The organism is Micromonospora sp. SD12 (genome assembly GCF_052068495.1).
GTDB lineage: Bacteria > Actinomycetota > Actinomycetes > Mycobacteriales > Micromonosporaceae > Micromonospora > Micromonospora echinofusca.
Genome location: NZ_JBQHDF010000006.1, coordinates 281,362 through 295,883 on the forward strand (window position 1 = coordinate 281,362; position 14,522 = coordinate 295,883).

The 14,522-nt window shown below is 74.5% G+C and carries 9 protein-coding genes; 4 read left to right on the forward strand and 5 right to left on the reverse strand.

The window, feature by feature from the left end:
* Positions 1-55: 55 nt before the first annotated feature.
* Complete coding sequence (locus ACTMS2_RS15470) at positions 56-508, forward strand: YbhB/YbcL family Raf kinase inhibitor-like protein (protein ID WP_441175983.1); 453 nt, start codon at positions 56-58, stop codon at positions 506-508.
* Positions 509-512: 4 nt separating this feature from the next.
* On the opposite strand, the gene ACTMS2_RS15475 is transcribed toward ACTMS2_RS15470, so the two are convergent.
* Positions 513-1,409, reverse strand: coding sequence for a phosphatase PAP2 family protein (locus tag ACTMS2_RS15475; protein ID WP_441175984.1), 897 nt, complete (start codon positions 1,407-1,409; stop codon positions 513-515).
* Between the two features lie 84 nt (positions 1,410-1,493).
* Here ACTMS2_RS15475 and ACTMS2_RS15480 point away from each other — a divergent pair, with 84 nt between their 5' ends.
* Complete coding sequence (locus ACTMS2_RS15480) at positions 1,494-2,186, forward strand: DUF3159 domain-containing protein (RefSeq protein ID WP_441175985.1); 693 nt, start codon at positions 1,494-1,496, stop codon at positions 2,184-2,186.
* Positions 2,187-2,471: 285 nt separating this feature from the next.
* Here ACTMS2_RS15480 and ACTMS2_RS15485 read toward each other — a convergent pair whose 3' ends face one another.
* Positions 2,472-5,363 carry a glycoside hydrolase family 48 protein gene (locus tag ACTMS2_RS15485; protein ID WP_441176023.1) on the reverse strand — a complete coding sequence of 964 codons (2,892 nt, stop codon included), beginning with the start codon at positions 5,361-5,363 and terminating at the stop codon, positions 2,472-2,474.
* 958 nt (positions 5,364-6,321) lie between these two features.
* On the opposite strand from ACTMS2_RS15485, the gene ACTMS2_RS15490 reads away from it, so the two are divergent.
* A complete protein-coding gene (locus ACTMS2_RS15490) occupies positions 6,322-7,779 on the forward strand; it encodes a GH1 family beta-glucosidase (protein WP_441175986.1) in 1,458 nt (485 codons plus the stop codon).
* Between the two features lie 72 nt (positions 7,780-7,851).
* Here ACTMS2_RS15490 and ACTMS2_RS15495 read toward each other — a convergent pair whose 3' ends face one another.
* The 3 genes from ACTMS2_RS15495 to ACTMS2_RS15505 all read right to left on the reverse strand — a co-directional run bounded on the left by ACTMS2_RS15495 (position 7,852) and on the right by ACTMS2_RS15505 (position 12,299).
* A complete protein-coding gene (locus ACTMS2_RS15495) occupies positions 7,852-8,274 on the reverse strand; it encodes a roadblock/LC7 domain-containing protein (protein ID WP_088999490.1) in 423 nt (140 codons plus the stop codon).
* On the reverse strand, positions 8,271-10,820 hold the full coding sequence (locus ACTMS2_RS15500) for a nitrate- and nitrite sensing domain-containing protein (protein ID WP_441175987.1): 2,550 nt from the start codon (positions 10,818-10,820) through the stop codon (positions 8,271-8,273). The genes ACTMS2_RS15495 and ACTMS2_RS15500 overlap by 4 nt, the downstream gene beginning before the upstream one ends.
* A 99-nt stretch (positions 10,821-10,919) precedes the next feature.
* The gene (locus tag ACTMS2_RS15505; RefSeq protein ID WP_441175988.1) at positions 10,920-12,299 is read right to left on the reverse strand and encodes an FGGY family carbohydrate kinase; all 1,380 of its coding nucleotides are present in this window, start codon (positions 12,297-12,299) and stop codon (positions 10,920-10,922) included.
* Positions 12,300-12,553: 254 nt separating this feature from the next.
* Between ACTMS2_RS15505 and ACTMS2_RS15510 the strand changes: the two genes are divergently transcribed.
* Positions 12,554-14,482, forward strand: coding sequence for an anthranilate synthase family protein (locus ACTMS2_RS15510; protein WP_441175989.1), 1,929 nt, complete (start codon positions 12,554-12,556; stop codon positions 14,480-14,482).
* Positions 14,483-14,522 lie beyond the last annotated feature (40 nt).

Below are 14,522 nucleotides of genomic sequence, written 5' to 3' on the forward strand. Positions count from 1 at the left end.
GTTTCGGGGCCCGCCCGGCGGGTACGCGCGGCGGGCCGACGAGAGGAGCGCCAGGATGGCCGGGATCATGCTGCGCAGCACCGCGTTCAACGACCACGACATGCTGCCGAGCCGCTTCTCGAAGGAGGGCGGCAACGTGTCGCCGCCGCTGGAGTGGGCGCAGGTGCCGGAGTCGGCGGCCGAGCTGGTCCTGCTCGTCGAGGACCCGGACGCGGGGAAGACGCCGTTCCTGCACTGGCTGGTCACCGGGATCGCGCCGAGCGCCGCCGGCTCGCCGGAGGGGGGCGTGCCCCAGGGCGGCCGCGAGTGGCCCAACGGCTTCGGCACGACCGGGTGGGGCGGCCCGCACCCGCCGCAGGGCGACGATCCCCACCGGTACTTCTTCCGCCTCTACGCCCTGGACCGACCGTTGGAGCTGCCCGGGGCGCCGCAGGCCGACGAGGTGCACCGGCTGCTCGTGCAGCGCGACGTCGCGAGCGGCACGATGGTGGGCACCTACTCCCGTTGAGGCGTCAGCCCTTGACCCGGGGCACCAGCCGGTGCACGGCGGCGAGCACCAGTGCCATCACCACGCCCATCGTGCCGACGATCCCGGCGGCGCTGCCCGCGTAGCCGACGAGCAGCGGCCGGCGGGCCAGCTCGGCGGGCAGCACGGGCGGGTCGCCGCGCAGGTCGACCAGCCAGGCGAGGGCGAACCCGCAGGCAACCACCGCCAGGACGCCGCCGACGCCGAGCACCGTCGCGGCGACGCGGTGCGCGTCGGCCGACTCCACCTGCGCCTGCTCCCGCTGGGTGATCAGCAGCACCAGCCCGGCCAGCGCCGCCCAGACCCCGACGACCAGGAACGCGGCCACGGCGTCGCTGGGCCGGTGCCAGCCGGCGGAGAGGGTGGCGACCCCGGCGATCGCGGCGTAGCCGGCGCCGAGGAACGCGCCGAAGACCCGTACGGTGCGGGGCAGGACGAGCACCAGGGCCACCGCGACGGACGCCGCGACGGTGGCGTGCCCGCTGGGCAGGCTGTTGCCGGCGTAGATCCGTTCGGGGTCGATACCGAAGTCGGGCCGGGTCAGGCCGTACTTGAGCAGCTGGGTGGTGGCGTTGGCGCCGGCGATCAGCAGGGTCGCCGTGACGGCCAGCGCGACCCGGCCGCGGATCAGGGCGATGAAGCCGATCACCGCGGTGGCCGCCAGCAGCGAGACGACCGACATGGCGTTGAGGATCCGGTCCACCGGCTCCTCGATGTGGTCCTGCCCGATCCGGTTGCCGGTCAGGGCGACGGTGTCGACCCACTGGCCGATCTCGACGTGCACGGCGACCCGCCACACCGCGATGAAGGCCGCCGCCTGGACGATCGCCAGGACGACCAACCAGACCGCGGTCCAACCCCTCGGCGTCGCTCGCACCCGCACACCGTAGCGGCAGGCGCACCCCGGTCGGCGGGTGGCCTGCCGGTCGGGGACGGCTAGGTTGGTGGCGGACGTGAGGAGGGTGCGGTGACGCGTACACCGGAGCGTGCGGCGGCCCCGGCGGACCGGCCGGAGACGCTCGCTGACCTGCTCGGCGGTCGCCGGGGCGCGGTCGACGCCAGCCTGCCGCCGGTGGCGTTCGCGCTCGGCTGGCTGCTCGGCGGGCACTCGCTGTGGGGCGGGGTGGGCGCGGCGGTGCTCACCGGCGCGGCGCTGGCCGGCTGGCGGCTGCACCGGGGCGGCCGGCCGCGTTCGGTGCTGATCGGGCTGCTGGCCGTCTGCGTGGCGGCGCTGGTCGCGTTGCGCACCGGTCGCGCCGAGGACTTCTTCCTGGTCCAGTTGCTGTCCAACGCGGCGAGCACGCTCGCCTGGGTGGTCAGCATCGTGGTGCGCTGGCCGCTGCTCGGGGTGGTGGTGGGCGCCGCGCTCGGCCAGAAGACCCGGTGGCGCCGGGATCCGGCGCTGCTGCGGGCGTACGGCCGGGGCAGCTGGGTGTGGGCGGTGTCCTACGTGCTGCGGGTGGCGGTGTTCCTGCCGCTGTGGCTCGGCGGTCAGGTGGTCGCGCTGACGGTGGCCCGGGTCGCGTTGTCCTGGCCGCTGGTGGCGGCGGTGCTCGCCGTGAGCTGGGTGGTGGTGCGCCGGTCGCTGCCGGCCGGCCATCCGGGGCTGCGTCACCCGGTCGTGCCGGCCACTGCGTCGGTGGAGCCGGCGGGAAAGTAAGGGAGAGGCCGCCACGGGGGGAGCGGCCTCTCCGGTGACGTACGTTACTCCGTCACGGCCTCGCACGTGATCCCGTGGTGGCCGGTTTTTCGGGCGTTTTCGCGCCCGGTGCGTATCCGGGTGTGGTGGGGTGGGCCGGCTGCCCCGCTGCGTCGGCCGGTTGGCCGACCCACCCCGGCCTGACCGTGGGAGTCAGGCCGTCCGCCGACCGGGTGGCTCCGCTCCCCCAGGCCCCCGGTCGGCCTCCGGGTGGGCGGGCCGCGCCGCCCACCCGGAGGAGTCGGTTCAGCCGTTGGGGAACAGCTTGCCGTAGTCGGCGTACGCCATGGCGACGTCCGCCTGCGCCCAGAACCGGTGGTACTTGAACTCCGGCTCGGGACCGCCGTCGAGGTACGCCTGGACCTTCGGCCAGGCCGGGTCGTTCTTGTAGAAGGAGCGGATGTCGAGGAAGCTCTTGCCCGCGGCGATGGCGTCACCGTTGGCCATGGTCCCCGTCCAGCCCGGCGGCACGTACAGGCCCTGGCCGGTGCTGGCGTCGTAGACGTCGTCGAAGCGGCGGTAGTCGCCGCGCTTCTCCACGGTGGAGACGCCCTGCGCGTCGCTGGCCGCGTGCAGCGCGTCCAGCAGCCCCTTGGCGGTGGTCTTCGCCGCCGCGTTGCCCGACTTCGCCGCGTACGCGATGAGGGTGCGGGCGTAGGCGGCGGCGATGCCGACGTCCTGGCCCTTCACCGTGACCTCGACGTGCAGGTTGGTGTTGGGCTGCGGGTTGGCCGGGTTCCAGGTGGTCGGCTGGCCGGTCCACTTCATGTCCGACGGGATCGACCAGTTGGTGCCCAGCGTGGTGTTGGCGATCGCCCACGGCACCCACTTGTCGAGCAGGGCCTTGGCCTTGGCGTTGCCGGTCTCCAGGTACAGCTCGGCGATGCGCTGCATCGACCAGGCCTGCATGCCGAACCACTGGTTCGACGGCGGGTCGTTGTAGACCGGGTCGACGTCGTAGTACATGCCGTAGAAGGTCGACGTGCCGGCCGGGGGCTGGCCGTAGTGCCCGCCCCAGCTGTTGGTCGCGCCGCCGGCGATGCCGCCCTCGGCGGACTGGAGCCAGGTGTAGAACTCCAGCTGCCGCTCCAGGCTCTTGGTCCAGTCGGTGACGGCCGTCGGCGACTTCGGCTTCAGCTCGTTGACGTTGGTCAGCGCCCAGGCCGCGAACGGGTTCTGGTAGCCGAAGTGGTTGTGGCTGGAGCCGATGCGCCACGACCAGTTCTGGTTCGGCTCGTACGCGCCGCCCCAGGCGTAGTACCAGGACATCAGGTAGTGCGCCGAGTCCTTGCCGGTGCCGGCCGGGCAGGTGGACGCCCCGACGCAGTTGCCGATCTTCTTGAAGTACTTGTCGAACATGGCGTAGCGCAGGTAGTCACCCATCTTGGCGGCCTTGGCCACGGTGGCCGCCACGTCGGCCTCCTTGCCCTGCTCCTTGGCCCAGGTCAGGGCCCAGTACGCGGCCTGCACGGCGCGGGCGTCGGCGTCGGGGGCGTTGGTGTACTTCCACTGCTTCGCCGGCGCGTTCGCCTCCTTGACGAACAGGTCGAGGTAGCCGTTGGGGCCGCCGTGGGCGAAGGTGTCGCAGGACGGCTGCGGCACGGTCTCCCACACCGACTCCTGGGTGCCCCGCTGGAAGGTGTTGATGTACGCCGGCCGGGTGGTGCCGTCGCCGCAGCGGCCGTAGCCGTAGGTGTTGTCCACGTCGAGCAGCCAGTGCATGCCGTAGATGTCGCCGGTACCGTACGTGTTCTGCAGTTCCGCGCGCAGCGGGTCCTGGCCGACCGGCACGGACGGCTCGAGCTGCGACGGGTACTGGCTGGGCAGGTCGTGCTCGGCGGCGTACTGCGCGGTGCCGGCCGCGCCCGCGGTGGGCTGGTCGGCGTGCGACGGGATGATGTACTTCTCCATCACCGTCCAGGAGTTGTTGAACGGCGCCCAGTTCTGGGTCACCCGGCCGTACTGGGCCTCCAGCCACAGCCAGAAGCTGAACGCCTCGGAGGTCGTCTCGTGGCCGTGGTCGGGCGCCTCGACGATGAGCGTCTCGATGGAGTGGTACGGCACGCCCTCGGGGCTGAAGTAGCCCGAGTTCTTGATCTTGCCGTACTGGTCGAGGAACCGCTTGACGTAGGTGTTGTCCCCGCCGCCGGTGTCGTTGTCGATCTCGGTGGCGGTGATGGCCAGCGGGGCGTAGCCGGTGGCCGAGGCGGTGACGGTGGCGGTGCCGCCGAGCGTGTCGGCGTCCTCGGCCGCCGCGACGGTCACGTTCACCCCGGTGTTCCAGTTGCTCGGGGTCAGCGTCACCGAGGCCGGCGAGACGGTGATGTCGGTGTCGCCGGTGCGGGCCAGCGAGACCGGCACGTTGGCCGTGGGCGCCGCGCTGAGCTTGAGGTTGACCGTCGAGCTGCCGCCCTCGGTCACGCTCACCGCCGACGGGGTGGCGACCAGCACCGGCCCGGACGCCGCCGTGACGGTGAAGGACTTCTCGGCGGTGGCGGTCAGGTTGGCGTTGTCGTACGCCTTGGCCTGCACCGTGTACGCGCCGGCGGGCAGGTCTTCGAGGGTGTAGCCGTACGGGGCGGTGGTGTCGGTGTTGACCAGCAGGCCGTTGCGGTAGAACTCGACCTTGCTGATCGTGCCGTCCGGGTCGCTGGCGGTGGCGCTCAGCGGCACGTCGGCGGGGGCCTCGAACGGGCCGGCCGGCACGTTGAGCGCGACCGTCGGCGGCTGCTGCTGAGTGCCCCCGCAGGTGACGCCGTTGACCGAGAAGGAGGTCGGCTTCGGGTTGGCGCCGCTGTGCGTGCCGTTGAAGCCGATGCTGGTGGAGGCGCCGGTGCCGATGCTGCCGTTCCACGCCTCGTTGGTGGCCGTGACCTGGTTGCCGCTCTGGCTCCACTTGGCCGACCAGCCCTGGGTGACCTTCTGGTCGCCGGGGAAGGCGAACTTCAACGTCCAGCCGTTGATCGGGTCGCCGAGGTTCTTGATGGTGACGTTGGCGGTGAAGCCGTTGCTCCAGTCGCTCGTCGCGTAGACCACGTCGCAGGCGGGGGCGGCCTGCGCGGCGCCGGCCGGCAGGGTCACCCCGCCCACGGCGAGCGCGGCGGCGGCGACCATCGCCAGGCGGCGACGTCTTGCCAGATTTCTCATGTGCGCGGTGTCTCCTCGGACCTGGCCGGGGACGGTGCGGCCCCGGCGGGGCGCCCTGCCCGCGAAGGTGGTCCGGGCGCCCGGGATGGTGGTCGCCCCGGCCCGAGGCCGGGGTGCGGCGGGCGGCGCCCCGTGCGGGGCGGCGACTCCACCGGTGCGTCGGATGCCGTACCGGAGACACCGGCTGCCCTCGGCGACCCACGCATGCGCGATCTGGCTCCGCGTCGCGGTGGCGACAGTGTGCCATGCATGGAAGCGCTCCCACAATGGTCGGCCGCGCGCTGGTGCAGCAACATGTTTCGATCTCGTTTTGGGGCTTTCACAAAGCCGTGACGGGCGTTACAGTCGCAGCATCGGTCGATGGGAGCGCTTCCATCGACGGAGTTGCAACTAGAAGATCACCCGGGGTCCGTCGGACGACGGAACCCGGGGAGTCAGCCCGAGGCTGACGGCGGGCCAGCCCGGACACCGCCGTCAGCCATCCCGCCAACACGGAGGGAGGTGGATCCTCTAGCCACTCGCGTGGCCCGGCTCCCGCGCGACACGCACGTCAGGACGCCAATTCCGCCCGTGCGTGTGCAGCAATGGTGGGGACGGGGGTTGCCCTCCCCCGTCCCCACACTAAACCCCCTTGCACGATGGGAAAAGAGGCCGACGGGACTGGCCGTGTCGCCGTTCCGACCGGCCTCGCACGCTGTCCGCCCGTACCGCCCGGTCGACGCCCCGCGCCCCCGGCGCCCCGGCGTCCCGCGGCCGGTCGCCCCGAGCGCCGGCGCGCCACCCGCGCCCCCGCTCCCGCACCGCCGTCACGGGCGTACGACGCACCCCTCTTCCACCTTCGGTCGCCCCACCCGCCAGCGTCGGGCGGAGGCGACCGCCCGGGGCCTCCTGCCCTATGCTGGGAGCGCTCCCGGCCCGGCGGTGGCCACGCAGACCATGAGGAGAACCGATGTCGATGCCCACCCCGCGCCCGCCCCACGGCGCCGCGCTCTCCGCCACCGCCCCCGCCGACCCGGCCGGCGCCGGCACGCACGCCACCGCCGTGGCGGGCGACGCGGACCGGCCCGCCGGCCCCGACGCGACGCCGGCGGCCGCCCTGCGCTTCCCCCCGGGCTTCGGCTGGGGCGCGGCCACCTCCGCCTACCAGATCGAGGGCGCCGCCAAGGAGGACGGCCGCGGCGAATCCATCTGGGACACCTTCAGCCGTACGCCCGGCCGCACGCGCAACGGCGACACCGGCGACGTCGCCGCCGACCACTACCACCGCTACGCCGAGGACCTCGACCTGATGCGCGACCTCGGGCTGCACAGCTACCGCTTCTCCATCTCCTGGCCACGCGTGCAGGCCGACGGCACCGGCGCGCCCAACCAGCGCGGGCTGGACTTCTACCGCCGCCTCGTCGACGGGCTGCACGAGCGGGGCATCGCACCCATGGCGACGCTGTTCCACTGGGACCTGCCGCAGGCCCTCCAGGACGCCGGCGGCTGGGAGTCGCGCGACGTCGCCCACCGCTTCGCCGACTACGCCGAGATCGTCTTCCGCGCGCTCGGCGACCAGGTCCCGGTCTGGCTGACCGTCAACGAGCCGAAGACCGTGGTGCAGAACGGCTACCTCGTGGGCCACCACGCCCCGGGCCGGCAGGACCCGGACGCCGCGTACCTGGTCGCCCACCACCTCCACCTGGCCCACGGGCTCGCCGTCGCGGCGCACCGCGCCACCGGCGCCGGCCGGATCGGCCCGGCACTCAACCTGCACCCCTGCTACCCGGCCGACGACTCGCCCGAGGCGGCCCGGGCCGCCCGGCTGCACGACGGCTACGAGAACCGCCTCTACCTCGACCCGATCCTCACCGGCCGCTACCCGCAGGACGTGCTCGACGACCTCGGCCCCGACAGCCGGCTGGTCCGCGGCATCCGCGACGGCGACCTGGCGACCATCTCGGCGCCGGTGGACCTGCTCGCCGTGCAGTACTACACCCCGTACTACCTCGACGGCGACGGCACGACGATCCCGCGCTGGCCCACCTCACAGGCCCCCTGGCAGCAGATCCACCCTGACGGCATGTACGACATCCTGACCCGGGTGACCCGCGACTACGGCCCGATCCCGCTCACCGTCACCGAGAACGGGCTGCCCACCCCGGACACCCTCGACGACGCCGGCACCGTCGACGACGCCGGCCGGGTGGCCTTCCTGCGCGACCACTTCGCCGCCGCCCACCGGGCCGTGGCCGCCGGCGTACCGCTGGAGAGCTACCACGTGTGGTCCCTGCTCGACAACTTCGAGTGGGACGCGGGATACGACGAGCGCTGGGGACTGGTCTACGTGGACTACCAGACCCAGCGGCGCGTGCTCAAGCGCAGCGCGCACTGGTACCGCCAGGTCATCGCCGCCAACGGTCTCTGACCACCCGGCTCCCGCCACCCCGGCACCGGTCGACGGCGCCGGGGTGGGCACCGGGCGGGCGCGCCGCCCCGGTCAGCGGGGCAGGGCCTGCTGAAGCTCCGCCCGCAGCGCCGGGGTGAGCATCTCCCCCGCCTGCTTCGCCAGTCGCGCCATCTCGTAGCCGACCACGCCGATGTCGGCCTCCGCACCGGCCAGCGTGGCCAGGATGGAACCGTCGCGCACCTGCATGACCAGGAAGTAGCCGCGCCCCATCTCGACGACCGTCTGCTTGACGATGTCGCCGTCGAACATCTGCGCCGCGCCCGCCGTGATGCTCATCAGCCCCGAGGTCACCGCGGCGAGCTTGTCGGCGTGGTCGCGGGGCAGGTGGTCGGAGATCGCGACCAGCAGGCCGTCGGAGGAGACCACGATGGCGTGCACCACCCCCGGCACCCGCTCCGCGAATCCGCTGACCAGCCAGCTCAGGTCGCGGGCCTCCCGGCTCAACGTCGTCATCGCTGTCCCCCTTCGGTGCGTACGCCGCCCGGCGGCATGGAAATCTCCGTGGTGTCCTCGGCCTCGGCCCGCCGTACCCCGCTGTAGAGCCGCGACAGCATCCCCCCGACCGCCTCCGGGTCCGGGTCGTGGCGCGCCACCGGCTGCTGTGGCCGGGTGACGGCGGAGAGCTGCGCCATCGGCACCCGCACGGGCAGGCCGCGCTCATTCGTCCCACCGGTGACCGGAACGGCCGGCGGCGTCGGCGAGCCCTGCGGCGCGGAAGCCGGCGACGGCCCCTGCCGGGACCACCAGCCGCCCCCGGCCGACGCGGGCGGGCGTCCCGGCGGGGCGAGCACGTCCTCGGCCCGGACCGGCACCGACCGGGCCTGCCGGGGCGCGGTCTCCGCCCGGCGCCCGGCCACCGGCAGCTCCCCCGCCGGCCGCGCGCCGCCCCACGCCGGCGGACGACCCGCCACCGGCAGCTCGTCCGCCGGCGGCACGCCGCCCCACGCCGCGCCCGCCGCCGTGGCCGTCAGCATCCGCGCCGGGGCGGGCGCCTCCCGATCGGGCGCCGCCGCCAGCAGACCGCCGGGCAGCCGTACCCGGGCCACGAGGCCGCCCTCGCCGCCGTCGAGGCGCACCTCGACGCCCAGCCGGGAGGCCAGGTGACTGACCACGAACAGGCCCATCCGCTCGACCGTCGCCACGTCGGCGGCCGGCGGGGTGGCGAGGACGGCGTTCGCCTCGGCCAGGGCGGCCGCGCTCATGCCCAGCCCCTGGTCGCTGATCTCGATGACCGCACCGGCGCCCTCGGCCCGGGCGGTGACCCCGACGACCGTGTCCGGGCGGGAGAAGGAGGTGGCGTTCTCCAGCAGCTCGGCGAGCACGTGGACCAGCTCGCCGACGGCGTGGCCGACGACGTGCAGGTCGGCCACCGCCCCGTGCCGCACCCGCTGGTACTGCTCGATCTCGGCGCTCGCGGCGAGCAGCATCGCCCCGAGCCCCACCGGCCGGTTCCACCGGCGCGTCGACTCGGTCCCGGCGAGCACCAGCAGGCTGTCGTCGTTGCGCCGCATCCGGGCGGCCAGGTGGTCGAGCTTGAAGAGGTTCTCCAGCTGGTCCGGGTCGCTCTCCTCGCGTTCCAGGTCGTCGAGCAGCTCCAGCTGGCGCTCCACGAGCACCTGGCTGCGCCGGGCGAGGTTGACGAACATCGCGTTGACGTTGCGCCGGGTCGTCGCCTGCTCGACGGCGACGTTGACCGCGCTGCGGTGCACCGCCACGAACGCCTCCGCCAGCTCGCCGATCTCGTCGAGCGAACGGACCACCGCCGGCGGTACCTCGATCGCGGGCACGCCCCCCGTCACGGTCCGCAGCCGGTCGAGGGCCTCCGGCAGCTCCAGCTGGGCGATCCGCAGCGCCTGGCCACGCAGCAGCCGCATCGACCGGGCGATGGACCGGCCGACGAGCACGGAGATGAGCAGGGCTACCAGCAGCACCGAGACGATGCTGCCGACGACCAGCAGCGTCGTACGCAGCTGCGACGCGCTCACCTCGTCGGCCTGCCGTACGGCGTCGTCGAGCACCGACGCCTCGATCCGGCGCAGCAGCTCCTGACGCTGCTCGCTGGCCGCCCACCACTGTGGAGCCGGCAGCACGGCCGGCGCGGCGCCGGTCGGCAGGCTCTGCTCCTCCAGCCGGGTGGCCGCCAGGAACGCCGGGTCCACCGAGGTCTCGTCGTAGCGGCGGACCTGTGCGGCGGTGGCGACGACCCGGAACGCCCCGAGCGCCGTCAGCTGCTGGGCGCGCAGGTCGCTCAGCACCACCCGGTCCTCGACGCCGTACCGGCCGGCGCGGGCGGCCTCGTAGAGCTGGGCGCGGACCCGCGAGGAGAGTTCCTTGACCCGGGCCAGCTGCACGTAGCGCAGCACCGCGTCGCTGAGCGCCGGACGGTCCTCGCCCGGCGACGGCTCGGCGAGCAGGCGCAGCAGCGCGTCGACGGCCCGGTGGTAGTTGCTCAGGATGGTGTCGCTGCCCAGCACCGCCGGGGGGATCGCCGCCCGGATGTAGACGACCTGGTCGTAGGCCTCCAGCACCTCCGAGTACGCGACCCGCCAGGAGGCGTCGGCGTCGGCCAGCGGCTCGGCGGCCCGACGCAGGTCACGCAACGCCTGGTCGGTGGCGCCCTGCAACGGCTTCAGCACGACGATCGCCGCGTCCCGGTCGACGCCCGCGCCGCCCCGGCGCAGCTCGCCCAGCTCACCGGCGGCCCGGTCGCGTTCCTGCTGGAGCTGGTGCACCAGCGCGACGACCTCCCGACCGATGCCCACCTGCTGGGCGAAGTCGCCCAACGCGGTCGTCCGCCCCACCAGGGTGTGGGTCTGCACGCCAGCCAGCACCAGGAACGCGACCGACGGAATGACCAGCACGGTGGCGAGCTTGGTGCGCATCCGCCAGTCCCGCAGCCGGAACGGGGAGCGGCGGCGGTGCGGCACGACCCGGACGTCGAACCGGCGTCGGCGGTGCTGCGACACCGTGCCGTCGGACGGTTCCGGACCTGCCCCCACCCCTACCTCCTGCCTGTCCCGCGTCCGCCGCGAGCCGGGGAGCGGAGTCCATCCAACCAGGCCCGGGAGCGGTGTCAACGGGGCGGGCTGAGGTGCGACTCAGGAGGGTGAGGCGGTGTCGTCCGTCCGGACGATGGCGGCGAGCCGAGAGGCGTCACCCAGGCGATCCATCGCCACCAGTGCCGCGCCGCTCGCCCCGACCTCCGGGTTGCGGCCGTACCACACCGGCCGGGGCGCCAGCGCCGCGGCGAACGTCGTACGCCACCAGCGGGAGGCCGCCACCGCTCCCCCGCCGAGCACCACCTCGACCGGCTCGTCGACGGTGGACTCCAACGTCACCAGGTCGTCGGCGACCAGGTCGCACAGGCCGCGCATCAGCCCCGCCAGGATCTCCACCGCCGTGGTGCCGAAGCTCAGGCCCCCCAGCACGCCCGAGCCCGCCGGCGCCATCCCGGGCGGCCGGTCCCCGCCGAAGCGCACGTTGACCGGCATGCCCCGGTCGTGCGACACCCGGGCCAGGGCCGCGTCCAGCTCGGCGCCCTCGGGCAACCGCAGCTCCCGGTTGGCCCAGGCGAAGAGGTTGCCGCCGGAGGAGTACGCGGCGCCGGTCACCACGTGCTCGTGGTCGACCCGGTAGCGCCAGAGCTGTTCGGGCAGCGCCGGCATGGCCTGCCCCGCAGGAACGCGCTGCACCAGCCGCACCGCCGCCGACGTGCCCACCGTCACCGCGATCCGGCCCGGCTCGACGCAGCCCGAGCCGACGTTCGACGCCGCGCCGTCGCCCACCGGGCCGGCCCAGGGCACGTCGGCGAGCTGCGGCCAGCGCCACGCGTACGCCGGCCGCAGCCGACCCCGCCACCCGCTCGGGGCCAGCTCGGGCAGCTCGCCGGCGCCGCTGCCGGCCAGCGCGCACGCCTCGGCGTCCCAGTCCAGCGTCCGCAGGTCCAGCAGGCCGGTGCCGGAGGCCTGGGAGACCGACATGGGCACCCGACCGAGCAGCTCGCCCAGCACGTACTCGGCCAGGCCGACGAAGCGGGCGATCCGGCCGCCGGTGTGCGCCCGCAGCCAGGGCAGCCGGACCGACCAGTAGCAGCGGTGCCACCACGTGCCCGTACGCCGGTGGAAGTCCGCCGGGTCGGCCGGGCCGGGCGCCCCGGCCGGCACCTCCGGTCGGGTGTCGAGCCAGGTCAGCACCGGCCCGAGGGGCACGTCGTCGGCGCCCACCGGCACCACCGAGTGCCACTGCGCGGACGTCGCCACCAGCGACACGTCGCGCAGGTGGCCGCCGGCGGCCAGCTCGTCCAGACACTCCGCCAGGCAGGCCAGGTAGCCGGGACCGTCCAGGGTGCCGGTGCCGTCGTCGTGCACGACGAGGCTCACCCTGCGCCGGGCCAGCGCGCCGGGCAGCGGGCGGGCGTCCGTGTCCAGCACGAGTCCGCGTACCGAGGAGGTGCCCAGGTCGAGCGCGAGAATGTTCATCGCGGGTCAAGTTACCCGGTGCGCCGTGTCCCGGCGTCCCAGCGGGTGGGCCGTACGCCCGATCGGCTTTCCGTCGCCCACGGCGGACCGTAGGGTGATCGCATGCCCGCGCACCTGTCCTGCTGGTGGCCCGCCGACCCGGCGGCCACCCCCCGCGCGTAGCTTCCCACGCGGCCGCCCGACGAGGCGGCCGCCGGCTTCTCCCCGGCCCTCCCGGCCGCCCCGCCGGGCGCCGCCCGGCCCGAGGAGAACCGATGACCGACCTGACCGCGCTGCTCGCCACCGCCGCCGCTGGCGGCGACCCCGGCCCCTTCGCGCTCGTGCGACGCGAGGGCGCCACGCATCTGGAGCTGTTCACCGGCACGGTACGCACGGCCGACCGGCTCGCCGACCTCCCGCTGCCCGACGGGCCGCCCGGCCCCCGCACCCTGGCGCTGGTGCCGTACCGGCAGGTCACCGAGCGGGGCCTCGCCTGCGTCGACGACGGCGTCCCGCTGGAGTTCCTGCACATCGCCCGGCACGAGCGGGTCGGCCTCGCCGAGGTGCTCGCCGCGCTGCCCGACGCGCCCGTGCGCACCGCCGACGCCGGCTTCGACGTCACCGACGACGAGTACGCCGCCACCGTCGGCCGGGTCCTCGCCGAGGAGATCGGGCGCGGCGAGGGCGCCAACTTCGTCATCCACCGCTGTCTGCGCGCCACCGTGCAGGGCCCACCGCTGGCCGCCGCGCTGGCCGCGCTGCGCCGGCTGTTGGCGAGCGAACGGGGGGCGTACTGGACGTTCCTGGTGCACACCGGCACCCGCATCCTCGTCGGCGCCAGCCCGGAGCGGCATGTCAGCGTCGACGACGGCCTGGTCATGATGAACCCGATCAGCGGCACCTTCCGGCACACCGGCGCGGAGGCCGACCGCGCCGCGCTGCTGCGCTTCCTCGCCGACCCCAAGGAGGTCGAGGAGCTGTACATGGTGCTCGACGAGGAGCTGAAGATGATGGCCACGGTCGCCGAGCACGGCGGCCAGGTCGTCGGGCCCCACCTCAAGGAGATGTCCCACCTGGCCCACACGGAGTACCTGCTCGCCGGCCGGGGCACGAAGGACGTGCGGGAGGTGCTGCGGGAGACGATGTTCGCGCCCACCGTCACCGGCAGCCCGATGGAGAACGCCTGCCGCGTCATCGCCCGCCACGAGCGCACCGGGCGGCGCTACTACGCCGGGGTGCTGGCGCTGCTCGGGCGCGACGACGCCGGCCGGCAGACCCTGGACGCGCCGATCCTGATCCGTACCGCCGAGATCTCCCCCGCCGGCGAGCTGCGGGTGCCGGTCGGCGCCACGCTGGTGCGGCACTCGACGGCCGAGGGCGAGGTGGCCGAGACGCACGCCAAGGCGGCCGGCGTACTGGCCGCGCTGGGCCTCGGCCCGCAGGCACCCGCCGCCGGCCCGGGCCCCGCCGTACGCCTGGCCGACGACCCCGAGGTGCGCGCCGCGCTGGCCGCGCGCAACGCGCCGCTGGCCCGGTTCTGGCTGGACCAGCGCTCGCCGGGCGCCGCCGGCCCGCCCGGGCTGGCCGGGCTGCGGGCGCTGATCGTCGACGGCGAGGACACCTTCACCGGCATGCTGGCCCACCAACTGGGCGCGCTCGGCCTCGTCGTGACGCTGCGCCCGTGGCACGCCGCCGGCCGCGTGGACGCCCACGACCTGGTGGTGGTCGGCCCCGGACCGGGCGACCCGGGCAGCGCCACCGAGCCGAAGATGCGTGCGATGCGCGGGCTGCTCGCCGGCCTGCTCGCCGAGGGCCGGCCCACCCTGGCCGTCTGCCTGGGTCACCAGTTGCTCGCCGGCCTGCTCGGGCTGACCCCGCACCGCCGGCACGCGCCCTACCAGGGCCTCCAGCGGGAGATAGACCTCTTCGGCACGCGCCGCCGGGTCGGCTTCTACTCCAGCTTCACGGCGCGCGCCGACGCCGACCGGCTGGTCACCCCGTACGGCCCGGTCGAGCTGGCCCGCGACGCGGCCGACGGCGCGGTGCACGCGCTGCGCGGGCGCGGCTTCGCCGGGGTGCAGTTCCACCCGGAGTCGGTGCTCAGCCCCGACGGCATGGCCGTGCTCGTCGACCTGCTGGGCGGGCTGCTGCCGCCACGGAACCCGTCGACGGCGGCCGCCGGGAGGGTGCCGGAGCGTGCATAGTCGACCCGAACGGGGGTAGGGGTGCTGCGACCGGCGGGCC

What these genes read in the sequence shown, in the direction of transcription:
- ACTMS2_RS15470 (WP_441175983.1), top strand. Translation starts at nt 56, where the DNA reads ATGGCCGGGATCATGCTGCGCAGCACCGCGTTCAACGACCACGACATG.
- ACTMS2_RS15490 (WP_441175986.1), top strand. Translation starts at nt 6,322, where the DNA reads ATGTCGATGCCCACCCCGCGCCCGCCCCACGGCGCCGCGCTCTCCGCC.
- ACTMS2_RS15495 (WP_088999490.1), bottom strand. Translation starts at nt 8,274, where the DNA reads ATGACGACGTTGAGCCGGGAGGCCCGCGACCTGAGCTGGCTGGTCAGC.
- ACTMS2_RS15505 (WP_441175988.1), bottom strand. Translation starts at nt 12,299, where the DNA reads ATGAACATTCTCGCGCTCGACCTGGGCACCTCCTCGGTACGCGGACTC.
- ACTMS2_RS15510 (WP_441175989.1), top strand. Translation starts at nt 12,554, where the DNA reads ATGACCGACCTGACCGCGCTGCTCGCCACCGCCGCCGCTGGCGGCGAC.